Below are 13,948 nucleotides of genomic sequence, written 5' to 3'. Positions count from 1 at the left end.
CAACTCCACGGCAACGCAAGGACCCTAGGCTCGGACGACCAAGGCCGGGCCGGTCAAGGCCGGGCCTCCGTTCCCCGCGCGTCCCACCCCGCCGGGCCGCTTGCCGAGGGGGACTCCCCGACGTGCGTACGCTCCGCAGCATCCGCCACCGGCTGGGCCTGCTGCTCGCCCTGCCCACCGGCGCCCTCGTCGTGCTCGGTGCCACCGGCACCGCCGCCCAGGCCGGTCGCTGGTCCGCGGCCGACCGGACGGACCGCCAGGTCGCCCTGGTGGCCGCCACCGAGGAGTTCGTCCACCAGATCCAGCGCGAACGCGGCCTGACCGCCGGCCTGCTCGGCGGCGAGAGCGGCTTCCGGGTCCAGCTCACGGCCCAGCGGACGACCGCCGACACCTCCCGGCGGACCCTGGACGACCGGCTCGCGGCCGGCCCGCCCGGCGCCGACCGGATCCGCGCGGCGCTCGGCCGGCTGGACGGCCTCGCCGCGCTCCGCGGCCGGGCCGACACCGGGACGGCCACCCGCGCCGAGGCGCTCGGGTTCTTCACCGACGCCGTCACCGCACTGGACGCCGCGGCCTTCGCCGACCGCGGCGGCGACGGCGACCAGCGGCTCGCCGACGCCCTCACCACCCTGCACGCCCTCGCCGGCGCCACCGAGGCCGCCGCGCTCGAACGCGGCACCCTCAACGGGGTGCTGGCCGCCGGCGCCTTCCGCAACGGCGACTACCCCGCGTTCGTCCGGATCGCCGCGGTCAAGGAGGCCGCGCTGGCGCGGGCGCCGCAGACCGCCACCGCGGAGCGCGCCGACGCCCTCGCCGCCGCCCTGCGGTCCCCGGCCGCGGTGACCGTGGCCGGGATGGAACAGCAGGCGCTCGACGGCCTCCAGGGCGGGCGGCTGCCGGTGGCCGCCGACGACTGGTGGCGGGCGGCCACCGCACTGGTCGACGACCTGTACCGGGTGCAGGCGCAGGCCGCCGCGGACGCCTCGGCCCGCGCCGCGGCGCTGCGCGGGCAGGCCCTGCGCACCCTGCTGGCGGACGCCGGGCTGACCCTGGCGGCGGTCGCCGCCGCGGTGCTGCTCGGGGTCGCGGCGACCCGGTCGATCACCCGGCCGGTGGCCGCGCTGGTGGCGGGCGCCGAGGACCTGGCCGACCGGGTGCTGCCCCGGGCCGTCGAGGACGCCCAGAACGGCCGGGAGGCGGCGGCGCCCGCCCTGCGCACCGGGGCGGGCGCCACCGCGGAGCTGGCGGCGCTGGAGGCCGCGCTGGGGCGGGTGGCCGGCACCGCGCTGCACCTGGCCGTCGAGCAGTCCGTGCTGCGCCGCAACACCACCGAGTCGCTGGCCAACCTGGGCCGCCGCAACCAGGCGCTGGTCACCCGTCAACTGGGCTTCCTGACCGCGCTGGAGCGGGGCGAGCACGACCCGGGGGCGCTGGCGAACCTGTTCGAACTGGACCACCTGGCGACCCGGATGCGCCGCACCGCGGAGAGCCTGCTGGTGCTGGTCGGCGAGGGCAGTCCGCGCCGCTGGGCGCACCCGGTGCCGCTCGGGGACGTGATCCGGGCGAGCCTCGGCGAGGTCGAGGACTACCGCCGGGTGGTGCTGCGCCGGGTCGACGACGCGCTGGTGGACGGCTCGGCGGTCGCCGACACGGCCCATCTGCTGGCCGAGCTGGTGGAGAACGCCCTGGCCGCCTCGCCGCCCGACACCGACGTGGAGGTCTTCGCCCGGCTGGCCGAGGACGGCTGCCTGATCGCGGTGCTGGACCGCGGACCCGGCCTGGACGAGGAGGAACTCGCACGCGCCAACGCGCGGCTGGCCGGACGGGAGAGCTTCCTGGTGGGCCGGGAGGGCCGGCTCGGGCACTACGTGGCGGGCCGGCTGGCGGAGCGGCTCGGCGCGGCCGTCCGGCTGGGTGCGGCCCCGGTGCACGGCGTGAGCGCGACGGTGCGGCTGCCGGCCGCCCTGGTGGCACCGGCGACGAGCCGGGCTGCGGCCGGCGGGGTGCCGGCATGAGCGGCTACGAGACCGGTGAGGTGGTCCGCCCGTTCGTGATGACCTCGGGGCGGACGCGGCCCGTCCAGGGCGAACTGCGGATCGAGACACTGGTGTCGGCGGCGCCGGCCGCGCTGGGTGCCCCGCTGGGCTTCGAGCGGCACCGCATCGTCGAGCTGTGCCAGTACCCGCGGTCGGTGGCGGAGCTGGCGGCGCTGCTGCCGGTGCCGCTCGGGGTGGCCCGGGTGCTGGTGGCGGACCTGGCGGCGGAGCGGTACGTCCGGGTGCACGAGCGGTCGGCGCAGGACGTGTCGGTGGCGCTGCTGGAACGCGTCCGGGACGGCCTGCTGCGCCTCTAGGGCTCGGCCGGGCCCCGGCGGCGCGGTGCGCACCCCGGGGCCCGCGGACGGCCGCCGGGCTACGCGCTGAGCTCGGAGTCGAGCGCGCCCAGCAGCCGGCCGGCCCGCTCCGCGACCTCGGCCGGGCCGTACTCCGCCGCCCGGCGGCACCAGTTCTCGGCCTGGACGGGCTCGCCCCGGCGCAGCGCCAGCAGCGCGAGGCGCAGCGCCGCCCGGCCGTGCCCGGCGTCGGCCGCCCGGGTGTACCAGAGCATCGCCTCCGCCTCGCAGTCCTGACGGGCCAGCAGCAGGCCCAGGTTGAAGGCCGCGCTGCGGCTGCCCGCCTCCGCCGCCCGGCGGTACCAGCGCTCGGCGGCCTGCAACTCGCCGCGCTCGGCGGCCCGGACGCCCATCCGGACCTGCGCCCGGCGGTGGTCGGCCTCCGCGGCGACGGCGTACCAGTGTTCGGCCTCCGCCTCGCCGCGGCGCTCCAGCACCGCGGCCAGCCGGAACGCGCCCTCGGCCGAACCGGCCGCGGCCGCCTGCCGGTAGCGCTCCAGCGCCCCCACCGGGTTGCCGCGCTGCTCCTGCACGACGGCGAGCTGGAGCGCGGCCTCGCCGTGCCCCTCCGCCGCGGCCCGCGCGTACCACTCGTGGGCCTGCGGGAGTTCGCCGCGACCGGCGTGCAGCACCCCGAGGTTGAAGGCGCCGTCCACGCTGCCGGACTCCGCCGCCTTGGAGAACCACGGCTCGGCGCCCGACTCGTCGCCGCGCTGGAGCAGCACCACGGCCAGCGCGTTGCACGCCTCGCGGTGGCCCGCGTAGGCGGCCCGCCGGTACCACTGCTCGGCCTGCGCCTCGCGGCCGGCGGCCGCGCAGAGCAGGCCCAGGTTGAAGGCGCCGTTGTGGTCGCCGGCGTCCAGGGCGGCGCGGTACCAGCGCTCGGCCGCGGCCGCCTCGCCGCGGCCGGCGTGCAGGGCGCCGAGCGCGTTGGCGGCGTTGCCGTCACCGGCCTCGGCGGCCTCCTGCCACCACTCGGCGGCGGCGGTCACGTCCCCGGCGTCTCGCAGCAGGAAGCCCAGCGCGCAGGCGGCCCGGGGCTCGCCGTTCTGCGCCGACTGCCGGTACCAGCGGGCCGCCTCGTCGAGCTCGCCGCGCTCCTCCAGCAGCACGCCGAGCCGCAGCGCGGCCCGGGCGTGGCTGCGGGCGGCCGCGGTGCGGTACCAGGTCTCCGCGGTCTCCTTGTCGCCCGCCGCCTCGCGCATCCGGGCGAGCCGGTAGGCGGCCTCGCGGTGGCCCGCGTCGGCGGACACCTTGAACCAGCGTTCGGCGCGCACGTCGCGCCGATGCTCCATCAGATCGCCCAGCGCGTAGGCGCCGAGCGGGTGGCCGTGCTCGGCGGCGAAGTGCAGCCAGTACTCGGCGGCCTCCTCCTCGCCCTGGTCCCGCAGCTGGAGGCCGAGGGCGTGCGCGGCCGGGGCCGAGCCCGCGACGGCGGCCTGCCGCCACCACTGGGCGGCCTCCGCCCGGTGGCCCCGCTGGTGGAGCAGCACGCCGAGGTTGTTGGCGGCGGCGCGCAGCCCGGCCGCGGCGGCGCTGCGCAGGTACGGCTCCGCGTCCTCCAGGTCGCCGCGGCGCAGCAGCAGGGCGCCGAGCTGGCTGGCGGCGCCCGGGTCGCCGCCGTCGGCCGAGGCGCGGTGCCGGGACTCCAGGGCGGCCTGCTCGCGGGCGGCCAGGGCGGACTCGAAGCTGGCGGCCTCCACCGCGTCGCCGTCATCGGCCTCGTCGACGGGTGCTCCGTCGACGGCAGCCGGGTAGCGGCCGACGGCGTCGAGGAGTTGCTGGGCGGAGATCCGGACGAGGCTCTCCGGGCCGTTGCTGCGCTGGGCCGGCAGGCCCCGCCGGGCCTCGTCGGCGTCCTGCGCCCGAGTGCCGGTGTCGGGGGCCGCTGCGGGCCCGCTGCCGTTCCTGCCGATCAGCTTCATGCCGGCTCCCGCTCCCCCAGAGTGCTTCGGCATCCGCCGGGGGCGCGCCGGACTCTGCGACCGCTGCTCCCCCTCCACTGTCGAAAAGGAGTCAACCGCCGTACTGCATCCCCCATGTGCTCCATCGTCGCATCACCCGGAACCCGCGTACACCTGCCCCGGGCCAATTCTGACGGGGCGGGCCGAAGCCGGCGGAAACAGCTTCAGCGCTTTGTCGATTTCCCGACATCGGGGCCCCACAAACCCCGGCAACGGCGGCGGGACCGGGCTGAACGGGTCGATAGTACCGGAGTCGGGCCCTTCTTGATCGGAAAAACGCCAGGGCCCGGAGGAACCAGATGAACTCTGGTGCCTCCGGGCCCTGATCTTCAGTAGCGGGGACAGGATTTGAACCTGCGACCTCTGGGTTATGAGCCCAGCGAGCTACCGAGCTGCTCCACCCCGCGTCGTTGGCTCAACCATAGCACGGTCGCGGGGTGGACCAACAATCGGTTGCCGCAGCTCAGGGCGTGGACGACGCCGACGGCGCGGGTGAACCGGACGGCGCCGCGGACGCCGCGGCACCGGCCGGACGGGCCGCGGCGGCCCGCTTCAACGCGTCCTGGAGCGCCTGCTGCGCCTTGCCGTACGCCGTCCAGTCGCCGGTCCTGAGCGCCGCCTGGCCGTCGTCGAAGGCCTTCTGGGCGTCCTGGAGCGCCTGCTGGAGATCCGGGTTTCCGGTCGCCGGCGGGGTGGTCGCCCCCGGGGCGGGCGTGCCGGTGCCGGAGGTGCCCCCGGTGACGGGCGCCGTCGGAGTGGCGGGTGCGCCGCCGGCCGCGCCCCCGAAGACCTGGGCGAGCGCGTCCGACAGGCTGTTCGCCATCACCACCTTGTCGTTCCCGTACATCGCCAGGACCTTCTGCAGCACCGGCGCCTTGGCGCCGCGCGCGAGCAGGTACACCGGCTCGACGTTGAGGATGCCGCCGCCCACCGGGAGGGTGAGCAGGTTGCCGTACTCGATGGCCGAGTCGTTGCCGTTGGTCAGCAGGGTCAGCTGACTGGCCACCGCCGGGTCCGAGTTGAACTTCGCCTGGGCCTGGTTGGGCCCGAGCGCGCCCGACTCGGCGGGCACCCGCAGGATGCGGATCCGGCCGTAGTCGGGCCCCGGGTCGGCGGAGACCGCCATGAAGGCCGCGAGGTTCTCCCGGCCGCTCGGCGTGAAGCTGGTGGCGAGCGAGAACGAGGCCGCGGCGGCGTCCGGCATCCGCAGCGTCAGGTAGTACGGCGGCTGGACGGCGTCGGTGTTGGTGCTCGGGTCGTCCGGCACCTGCCAGATGTCGGTGCCGCTGAAGAACGCGGCCGCATCCGTCATGTGGTACTGGCCGAGCAGGTCGCGCTGCACCTTGAACAGGTCCTGCGGGTAGCGCAGGTGGGGCAGCAGCGCGGCCGGGATGGCGGACTTCGCCTCGACCGTGCCGGGGAAGGCCTTCATCCAGGTCTTCAGCACCGGGTCGCTCTCGTCCCACTGGTACAGCGTCACCTGGCCGGTGTACGCGTCGACCGTCGCCTTCACCGAGTTGCGGATGTAGTTGACGGTGTTCTCCGCGGCCAGGGTGCGGCCGCGCTGGTCGGTCAGCGCGTCCTTGGTCGACTCGCCCAGGGTGGTCTTCGAGGAGAACGGGTAGCCGTCCGAGGTGGTGTAGCCGTCCAGCACCCAGACCAGCCGGCCGCCCTCCACCACCGGGTACGGGTCGGCGTCGATCGACAGCCACGGCGCGACCTTCTCCACCCGCTCCTTGGGCGTCCGGTCGTAGAGCACCTGCGCGCCGTCGGTGATCGCCCCCGAGTAGAGGATCTGCGGCTCGCCGAACTTCACCGCGTACGCGGCCCGGGTGAGCACGCCGTTCAGCGAGACACCGCCGGAGCCCTGGTACTGGTACGTCTTGTCACCGGCGTCGCTGGTGTAGTCGATCTCCCGGTTGGAGCCGCCGACGATCGAGTACGACAGGGTCTTCTCGCCGTAGTAGACCCGCTGCTCGTAGCTGCCGAGGTCGCCCTTGGTCGGCAGCGAGGACTCGGTGTAGACCGGCTTGCCGTTGGCGTCGACCTGGTTTCCTTGGCGGCGACCACGCCGTAGCCGTGGGTGTACTTGAAGTGGTCGTTGATCCAGCTGTGCTGCTGGACGCCGTTGGCGTCGAGCTCGCGCACGCCCAGCACGGTGTCCTGGGCGCCGTAGCGGTCCACATCCAGCGTCCGCGGGAAGCCGTAGTACTTGCGCTGCGCCTCGGCCTGCTGGAACGTCGGCGCGACCACGTTCGGGTCCAGCAGCCGGATGTCCGAGACGGTCTGCGCGTCCGGCTTCAGCGCCTCGGTGCTGGTGGTGGACTTGGGCCCGTACTGGGTGGTCTGGGCCCCCGCGACGCCGTACGCCTGCCGGGTCGCGTCGATGTTCTTCTGGATGTACGGCGTCTCCTTGGCCTGCTCGTTCGGCTTGACCTGGAACTGCTGCACGATCGCCGGGTAGACCCCGCCGATCAGCACCGCCGACAGCACCATCAAGCCGAAGCCGATCAGGGCCGGCGCCCAGGTGCGGCGGACGGGCGTCATGAAGAACAGCAGCGCGCAGATGATCGCCACGAAGAACAGGATGGTCTTGGCCGGCAGGAAGGCGTTGGCGTCCACGTACCGCAGGCCCGTCCAGCCCTCGACCCCCTTGTAGGAGCCGGACTTCACCGCGAGCGCGTAGCGGTCCAGCCAGTAGGCGACGGCCTTCAGCAGGACGAAGACGCCGAGCAGCACCGCGAGGTGGCCCTGCGCGCCGCGACTGGCCCGACGGCCGGGGCCCTGCAGTCGCAGCCCGCCGTAGAGGTAGTGCACCAGGGCCGCGGCCAGCAGCGAGACGATCACCGCACTGAACGCGAAACCCACCAGGAACTCGAACCAGGGCAGCTCGAAGGCGTAGAACGAGACGTCCCGGTGGAACTGACTGTCCTTCACCCCGAACGGCGTCCCGTTCACCCACAGCAGCCAGGTTCGCCACTGCGAGGCGGACGCCGCCCCGGCCACCAGGCCGACCAGCAGCGAGACGCCGGCCAGCAGCCGCTTCTTGTAGGGGGCCACCCCATCCGGTACCGGTCCAGGCTCTGCTGCTCGACCGACATCGCGGCCAGCGGCGGCCGCAGCCGGTACGCCAGCCAGAGGTTGAGGCCCACCACCACGGCCATCGCCAGCCCGAAGACCGCGAACAGGCCGGCCTTCGCCTTCAGCTGGGTGGTGTAGACGCCGCTGTAGTGGACGGACCTGAACCAGAGCCAGTCCGTCCAGACCCCGGAGACCATCACGAACAGCAGGAACAGCGCGACGAGGACACCGGCGGTCAGCAGCAGCACCTTGGACCGGCGGGACGGCGGACCGACTCTGGCACGGAAGCCCGGCTCGGGGCGGTCCGGCATCTGGAAGACCAAGGTGGCACCTCTGCTGTGTCGTCTGCGGGTCGGTCGTCCCCTGTGCAACTTAATCGGTCTTTACCTGAGTTCCCACGGTTCGCGATGAGATCGGACGGTTACCGGATCGGCTCGTCCCCGTGCCCTCGGCGGCGTGTGAGGATGGGGTCATGTCCGATGCACCCCAGACGCCCGCCGGCGGCGACCTGCCGCCGGCCGCCACCCCGCTCACCCGCGCCGCCCTGGAGATCGACGAGTACGCGGCCACCCTCGGCTGGGACCTCCCCGCCCGGCTGTTCGCGCTCGTCGACACCGCCGCGCTGCGCAAGGCCGACCCGCGACTCAGCCGGCAGCTCGAGCTCGCCGAGGACGCCACCGGCCTGACCCCGGTCGAGCAGGACGAGCTGCCCGCGGGCGCCGAGCTCGACCGCTTCCTCGGCACCATCGCCTGGCCCGACCAGGTGGTCGGCTGCGCCCTGGTCGTCGAGCGGCTGATGCTGCCGCCGGGCGCCGAGCAGTCCCGCCCGAAGAACGCCACCGAGAAGGAGCTGGCGACCTGGGTGGCCGAGCACCCGCAGCGCCAGGAGGTGCGGATCACCGCCGCCGTGCTCCGGGACGGCTCGAAGGAGATCGCCCTGCGGCTGCGCGAGAAGGACGTCGCCCGCGAGGTGCTGACCGGCCCCGACCTGGTGCCGGGCCTGACCGCGGCCCTGCTGGCCACCTTCTCCTAGGAGTCGTCCCCGAGGGCGCCCCGGAGCCGAGGGGCTCTCAGGGGCGCCGTGAGGGACCGGCCCGCCCGGCCGGCCCGCCTCAGCGCGGGCAGGCGGGCAGGGCCGCGTTCTGCCCGGAGCGGATCGAGTCCAGTGCCTTCAGCGCGCCGGCCAGGTTGTCCACCTTGACCAGGGTCAGCCCGGACGGCGTGCCCTGGACGGCCTCGGGGCAGTTCTCCGACGGGGTGAAGAAGTACTGGGCGCCCTTGTCCCGGGCCGCGATCAGCTTCATCTGGATGCCGCCGATCGGGCCGACCGCTCCGTCGTCGGCGATGGTGCCGGTGCCCGCCACGAACCTGCCGCCGGTCAGGTCGGTCGGGGTGAGCTTGTCGATGATGCCGAGCGAGAACATCAGGCCCGCGCTCGGGCCGCCGACGTCCTGCAGGCCGATGTCGATGGTGAACGGATAGGTGTGGTCCGTCCCCGGCAGGATCCCGACGATGGCCCGGCCGTCGGAGGCCTTGCCGGTGGTGACGGCGACCTTGTGCTCGTCGGCCGCGGCCGGGGTGGCGCTCGCCCTGGCGTGCGGCACCACGGTGAACTCCACCGTCTCGCCCGGCTTGTGCTTGGTCACCAGCGCGGCGACCTGCTCCTTGCCGGTCACCGTGGTGCCGTCCACGGCGACGATCTGGTCGCCGGCGTGCAGCCGGCCCTCGGAGGGGCCGCCGGCCACCACCGAGGAGACGATCACCTCGGTGCCGACGGGGATGCCGAGCTGACCGAGCGCCGCGGTCTTGGCGCTGTCCTCGGAGGAGGCGAACTGCTCGGCGTTCTCCTGCTGGGCCTCCTTGTCGGTCTGGCCCTGCGGGTACACGTTGTCGTGCGGCACCACCAGCACGTCGTGCCGCAGCCAGCCGATCACCGCCGAGACCAGGCTCGGCTCGTACTTGGCCCCGGTCACCTGCACGGTGGTCATGTTCAGGTGGCCGCTGGTCGGGTACGTGGGACGCCCGGAGATGCTGATCACCGGCTCGCCGGACTTCTGCTCGCCGAGCGTGTTGAACGTCGGCCCGGGGCTCATCTCGGTGTACGGCACGCGCATCAGCACCGAGGCGCAGAGCAGGCCTATGAGGAGCAGCGTGGCGGCGAGCATCGTCGCGGAGCGGCGTGGCATGGCTCGACAGTACGGGACGGCACCGGCCGGGCGCTGCCCGGGCCCGCGCACCCGTGCGGTCAGCGGTCGCCGCCGGACGTGGTGCTGCGCTCCATCGCGGCGCGGAAGCGTTCGTGCTCGGCCAGCGAGGCCGGATCACCGGTGGCGCGGGGGTGCGGGCCGCCCATCCCGCCCAGACCATGGCGGCCAGTGCGGCGGCGACAGGAATGATCAACCAGGCGAGCGCAGCCATGTCCGTACTCCCAGCTCGTCGTGCCTATAGGCAGATTAACCGCCCGCGCAGACAACGGCCGCGGCAGGATCCGGGTTACGGCCAGGAGGGTCATTGCGCCCGGCCGCGGGGGCGTCAGCAGGCGCCCGCGCCGACCCATTCCTCCTCGCCGTCGGTGAAGACCTGGTGCTTCCAGATCGGCACCTCGTGCTTGAGGTCGTCGATCAGCCGGCGGGCGGCCGCGAAGGCCTCGCCGCGGTGGGCGCAGGAGACGGCGACGATGACGGCCTTGTCGGTGATCTCCAGCCGGCCGATCCGGTGCACGGCCGCGAGGGCGCGGACCGGGAAGTCCGCGACGATCTTCTCCGCGATCCGGCGCATCTCGCGCTCGGCCGACGGGTGGGCGCTGTACTCCAACGCGGTGACGGACTTGCCGCCGTCGTGGTCGCGGACCGTGCCGACGAAGACCGTCGTGCCGCCCGCCGCGTCGTCGCCGACCGCCTCGTACACCTCGTCGAGCGAGAGCGGGGTGTCACGGATGGCGAGCAGGCGGATCGGGTCGTGGTTCTCGGACATGCTCCCCATGATTCCCCATCGGGTGACGCATCCGGCAAGAGGTTCCGGATCACGATTCGAATATTCCGCACAACGGAATACGGCAACGATCGCTCAGAAGCGGCGGCGCTTGCGGGCCCGGCGCACCAGCGCCGCCGTACCGACCAGGGCCACCGTGGCGCCCGCCGCGCCGAGACTGGTCGCCGCCTCCTTGCCACCGAGGCGCCGGCCGGCCACCGCGTGCTTGCCCGAGACCTGGCCGAGCAGCTCGCCCAGCACCTCCTCGTTGCTGTGGCGCGGCCGCCAGCCCGCCTCGTGCAGCCGGCTGCCGGACACCACCCACGGGTACATCGTGTAGGCCAGGTCGCCGGCCGGCGCCGGGGTCAGCCCGAGGCGGTGCAGCCGGGCGGCGGTGCCGAGCGCCAGCGCGGCCGGCAGCTCCATCCGCCGGATCCCGGAGAGCTCCTCCACGTCCTCCTGCTCCAGCCAGCCGTCGCAGCCGACCGTCACCTCGCCCTCGACCAGGCCGAGCGCCGCGTACTCCAGCGCCACCGCCAGGTCGTCCACGTGGCAGAACTGCCAGCACGGCCGCGACCCCGCCACCACCAGCAGCCGGGGCGCCTCGAAGTGCCGGGTCAGCACCGTGTCGATGCCCGGCCCGACCACCACGGCCGGACGCAGCACCGTCACCTGCAGGCCCGGGTGGCTGCGCGGCGCCCGCCGGGCCAGGCGCTCGATCTCCAGCAGGTCGCCGACCAGCGACGCCTCCTCGGTGGCCCGCAGCTCGGAGTCCTCGGCGAGCGGCACCTCGTTGTCGGGGAGCGCGCCGTAGACCATGGCCGAGGTGCAGAGCACCACCCGGGACACCCCGGCGGCCGCGGCGGCGGTCACCACCGTCTGCGCGCCCCGCACGTTGTACGCGCTCCGCGCCCGCGCGTCGGTCTCCATGCCGAGGTCCATCGCCAGGTGGACGACCACGTCCACGCCGGCCAGCCGCTCGGCCACCGCCGGGTCGCGCACGTCCAGCACCCGCCACTGCACCCCGGGCACCTCGCCGCGCCGGTCGTCGATCGCCAGCACCTTCCGCACCCCGGGCGAGGCGACCAGCCTGGCGGCGACCCGCTCGCCCAGGACACCGGCCGCCCCGGTGACGGCCACGGTCAGCGGCCTGCCGCCGTAGGCTGGAGACGGCGAGCCCGCGGCGGCGGCCACGGCGTCCTCACCTCCGGTCAGCCCAGAGCGAACGTCCGAAGGCGGGGAACTCACCGGCCATCCTCCACGGTTAGCTTATGTGCGTACGGACGAGTGTCACGTACCGTCCATCCTGCCCGAGGCACGGGCCCGGCGGTTGCAACCGGCAGCATCGGGCCGCGAGACCATGGACACACGCCCCGCCGCTGCGGGGCCGCCGAACACCCGCCACACCCCCGCGTGACGGCCGAGCAGAGCTGAGGACCCCGTGAGCGACCTCCCCTTCGGATTCTCCGTCCCGCCCGAGGAGCCAGAGGACGGCAAGGGCAAGAAGGACGACCAGGGCGACGCCGCCGCCAAGGGCCCCGGCGGCCCGGGCGGCGACGAGCCGCAGCAGCCGTTCGGCTTCGGCCCCGGCAACCCGCTGGGCGCGCTCTTCGGCCTCGGCGGCGGCGCGGGGGGCGACAACCCGTTCGGCGCGATGATGGGCAACCTGAACCCGGGCGACCTCGGCGCAGCCTTCCAGCAGCTCGGCCAGATGCTGTCCTTCGACGGCGGCCCGGTCAACTGGGAGCTCGCGCAGAACATCGCCCGCCAGACGGTCGTCGCCGAGCCCGCCGAGGGCCGCAGCAAGGACCGCTCGGTCGGCCAGGCCGAGCGCACCGCCGTCACCGAGGCCGTCCGGCTCGCCGAGCTGTGGCTGGACGCCGCCACCGAGTTCCCGTCCGGTTCGAGCACCGCCGTGGCCTGGAGCCGCGCCGAGTGGATCGAGGCCACCCTGCCGGTCTGGAAGGACCTGGTGGACCCGGTCGCCGAGCGGGTCGGCAACGCCATGGGCGGCGTGCTGCCCGCCGAGATGCAGGCGATGGCCGGCCCGCTGATGGGCATGATGCGCTCCATGGGCGGCGCCATGTTCGGCACCCAGATCGGCCAGGCGCTGGGCGCCCTGGCCGCCGAGGTGACCGGCTCCACCGACGTCGGGCTGCCGCTCGCCCCGGCCGGCAAGGCCGCCCTGCTGCCGCAGAACATCGCCGAGTTCGGCGAGGGCCTGAGCGTGCCCGCCGAGGAGGTCCGGCTCTACCTCGCCCTGCGCGAGGCCGCCCACCAGCGGCTCTTCGCCCACGTGCCGTGGCTGCGGGCGCACCTGTTCGGCGCGGTCGAGGCGTACGCGCGCGGCATCAAGGTCGACACCTCCCGGATGGAGGAGCTGGTCGGCAACCTCGACCCGAGCAACCCCGAGGCACTGCAGGAGGCGCTCGCCGGCGGCCTGCTCCAGCCCGAGGACACCCCCGAGCAGAAGGCCGCCCTGGCCCGCCTGGAGACCGCCCTCGCGCTGGTCGAGGGCTGGGTCGACGCGGTCGTGCACGCCGCCGCCCAGCCGCACCTGCCGCAGGCCGCCGCGCTGCGCGAGACGCTGCGCCGCCGCCGCGCCACCGGCGGCCCGGCCGAGCAGACCTTCGCCACCCTGGTCGGCCTGGAGCTGCGCCCGCGCCGGCTGCGGGACGCCTCCCGGCTCTGGGCCTCGCTCGCCGACGCCCGCGGCATCGAGGGCCGCGACGCCCTCTGGCAGCACCCCGACATGCTGCCCACCGCCGCCGACCTGGACGACCCGGACGGCTTCGTGCACCGCGCCGACGAGGGCGGCATCGACTTCGACGCCCTCGACAAGCTGCTCGGCGACGCCGCCCGCGGCACGGACGACGCGGCCGGCACGTCGAAGAGCCCCGAGGACGGCCCGGCGAAGAACGCCGAGGGCGACACCGACGGCGACACCGAGGGCGGGGCGAAGTGACCGACACCCTGCACGGCGACGCCGTCCGGGCGCTGCGCGACTGGACGGTGCAGGACGCCGGCCAGGACGGCCTGCGCCGCGACTACCTCGGCCACCTCGCCGAGCGGCCGGACGGCCTCCGGCGCGCGTGCCTGCCCGCCCACATCACCGCCAGCGCGGTCGTCGTCGACCCGGCCGCCGACCGGGTCCTGCTCACCCTGCACCCCAAGGTCGGCCGCTGGCTGCAGATGGGCGGGCACTGCGAGCCGGGCGACGACACGCTCGCCGCCGCCGCGCTGCGCGAGGCCACCGAGGAGTCGGGCATCGCGGGGCTCACCCTGGTCGGCGACGGCGGCCGCCCGCAGGTCGTCCGGCTGGACCGCCACGAGGTCCACTGCGCCGGCCGGGACAACCCCGCCGGCGTCCACCTCGACGTCCAGTACGTGGCGATCGCCCCGCCCGGCGCCGAGGAGCTGATCAGCGAGGAGTCGCTCGACCTGCGGTGGTTCCCGTACGACGAGCTGCCCGAGCTGACCGACGGCTCGGTTCGGCGGCTGGTCGCGCTCGCCCGCGACCTGACCGGCTGACCCCGGGCCG

Annotated in this window: 9 protein-coding genes, 1 tRNA gene and 1 pseudogene; 5 read left to right on the top strand and 6 right to left on the bottom strand. The window is 74.7% G+C overall.

Annotated elements, in window-relative coordinates; genetic code table 11:
- The first annotated feature begins 122 nt into the window (after nucleotides 1-122).
- Nucleotides 123-2,015: a sensor histidine kinase gene (locus ABEB13_RS25305; protein WP_345707322.1), complete on the top strand. Its 1,893-nt coding sequence runs from the start codon at nucleotides 123-125 to the stop codon at nucleotides 2,013-2,015.
- Nucleotides 2,012-2,353, top strand: coding sequence for a DUF742 domain-containing protein (locus ABEB13_RS25300; protein ID WP_345707321.1), 342 nt, complete (start codon nucleotides 2,012-2,014; stop codon nucleotides 2,351-2,353). Before ABEB13_RS25305 ends, ABEB13_RS25300 begins: the two co-directional genes overlap by 4 nt.
- A 59-nt stretch (nucleotides 2,354-2,412) precedes the next feature.
- Here ABEB13_RS25300 and ABEB13_RS25295 read toward each other — a convergent pair whose 3' ends face one another.
- The 3 genes and pseudogenes from ABEB13_RS25295 to ABEB13_RS25285 form a co-directional block, all read right to left on the bottom strand.
- A complete protein-coding gene (locus ABEB13_RS25295; RefSeq protein ID WP_345707320.1) occupies nucleotides 2,413-4,317 on the bottom strand; it encodes a tetratricopeptide repeat protein in 1,905 nt (634 codons plus the stop codon).
- A 372-nt stretch (nucleotides 4,318-4,689) separates the two neighbouring features.
- Nucleotides 4,690-4,763: transfer RNA gene (locus ABEB13_RS25290), tRNA-Met, on the bottom strand.
- Nucleotides 4,764-4,819: 56 nt separating this feature from the next.
- Nucleotides 4,820-7,748, bottom strand: a pseudogene (locus tag ABEB13_RS25285) (UPF0182 family membrane protein).
- A gap of 161 nt (nucleotides 7,749-7,909) precedes the next feature.
- Here ABEB13_RS25285 and ABEB13_RS25280 point away from each other — a divergent pair.
- Nucleotides 7,910-8,470: a PPA1309 family protein gene (locus ABEB13_RS25280; RefSeq protein WP_345707319.1), complete on the top strand. Its 561-nt coding sequence runs from the start codon at nucleotides 7,910-7,912 to the stop codon at nucleotides 8,468-8,470.
- Between the two features lie 79 nt (nucleotides 8,471-8,549).
- On the opposite strand, the gene ABEB13_RS25275 is transcribed toward ABEB13_RS25280, so the two are convergent.
- The 3 genes from ABEB13_RS25275 to ABEB13_RS25265 all read right to left on the bottom strand — a co-directional run bounded on the left by ABEB13_RS25275 (nucleotide 8,550) and on the right by ABEB13_RS25265 (nucleotide 11,601).
- Entirely contained in the window at nucleotides 8,550-9,623 is a 1,074-nt protein-coding gene (locus ABEB13_RS25275) for a YlbL family protein (protein WP_345707318.1), read from the bottom strand.
- A 346-nt stretch (nucleotides 9,624-9,969) separates the two neighbouring features.
- Nucleotides 9,970-10,419, bottom strand: coding sequence for a molybdenum cofactor biosynthesis protein MoaE (locus tag ABEB13_RS25270; RefSeq protein WP_345707317.1), 450 nt, complete (start codon nucleotides 10,417-10,419; stop codon nucleotides 9,970-9,972).
- Between the two features lie 84 nt (nucleotides 10,420-10,503).
- Nucleotides 10,504-11,601: an NAD-dependent epimerase/dehydratase family protein gene (locus ABEB13_RS25265; RefSeq protein ID WP_345707316.1), complete on the bottom strand. Its 1,098-nt coding sequence runs from the start codon at nucleotides 11,599-11,601 to the stop codon at nucleotides 10,504-10,506.
- 247 nt (nucleotides 11,602-11,848) lie between these two features.
- Here ABEB13_RS25265 and ABEB13_RS25260 point away from each other — a divergent pair, with 247 nt between their 5' ends.
- Both ABEB13_RS25260 and ABEB13_RS25255 read left to right on the top strand, forming a co-directional pair.
- Entirely contained in the window at nucleotides 11,849-13,372 is a 1,524-nt protein-coding gene (locus ABEB13_RS25260; protein WP_345707315.1) for a zinc-dependent metalloprotease, read from the top strand.
- Complete coding sequence (locus ABEB13_RS25255; protein WP_345707314.1) at nucleotides 13,369-13,938, top strand: NUDIX hydrolase; 570 nt, start codon at nucleotides 13,369-13,371, stop codon at nucleotides 13,936-13,938. The genes ABEB13_RS25260 and ABEB13_RS25255 overlap by 4 nt, the downstream gene beginning before the upstream one ends.
- Nucleotides 13,939-13,948: the final 10 nt, after the last annotated feature.

Origin of the sequence: Kitasatospora paranensis, assembly GCF_039544005.1 — a bacterium.
Classification (GTDB): Bacteria; Actinomycetota; Actinomycetes; order Streptomycetales; family Streptomycetaceae; genus Kitasatospora; species Kitasatospora paranensis.
Note: the sequence above shows the minus strand (reverse complement) of the source record. Positions and strands in the feature narration are given on the sequence as shown.

Bases quoted from the DNA above. Each gene is read 5' to 3' on its own strand.
- ABEB13_RS25275 (WP_345707318.1), bottom strand. From the start codon at position 9,623: ATGCCACGCCGCTCCGCGACGATGCTCGCCGCCACGCTGCTCCTCATA.
- ABEB13_RS25270 (WP_345707317.1), bottom strand. From the start codon at position 10,419: ATGGGGAGCATGTCCGAGAACCACGACCCGATCCGCCTGCTCGCCATC.
- ABEB13_RS25300 (WP_345707321.1), top strand. From the start codon at position 2,012: ATGAGCGGCTACGAGACCGGTGAGGTGGTCCGCCCGTTCGTGATGACC.
- ABEB13_RS25295 (WP_345707320.1), bottom strand. From the start codon at position 4,317: ATGAAGCTGATCGGCAGGAACGGCAGCGGGCCCGCAGCGGCCCCCGAC.
- ABEB13_RS25280 (WP_345707319.1), top strand. From the start codon at position 7,910: ATGTCCGATGCACCCCAGACGCCCGCCGGCGGCGACCTGCCGCCGGCC.